At 47.4% G+C, this 333-nt stretch carries 1 pseudogene; it reads right to left on the minus strand.

The window, feature by feature from the left end:
* Nucleotides 1-246: 246 nt before the first annotated feature.
* Nucleotides 247-333 (minus strand): annotated as a pseudogene (locus FDX22_RS30940) (phage tail protein); the annotation flags it as partial.

The following is a 333-nucleotide window of genomic DNA, read 5'->3' on the forward strand; positions in this document are numbered from 1 at the left end:
TCAATTTTATCCGACAGTGTTACTCGACGCATACCGTGCAAATGGCGTTTTGCCTGATGATATTAAGCCCGTCGATGACGATATGGCTCTGGAGTTTTTAGGTGTACCACCGGAGGGAATGAAGCGTGTTGTGGGTAGCGATGGGCTACCCACGTGGGGAATGGCAAACTAAACGGATAGTTCAGGCCATTTGATATCGGGCTATTGAGGAAAGTAAATTCATCAACAGCCTGTGTATTAAATGGCCTACACCTCAGGGGGAACAGGCCAGTTAACATGCTCAGGGTCGGTTGTCACATCAACCGCCTTAATCTCGTTTTTATAAGCCATCCA

This window comes from Citrobacter sp. TBCS-14 (genome assembly GCF_005280805.1).
Lineage (GTDB): Bacteria > Pseudomonadota > Gammaproteobacteria > Enterobacterales > Enterobacteriaceae > Citrobacter > Citrobacter gillenii.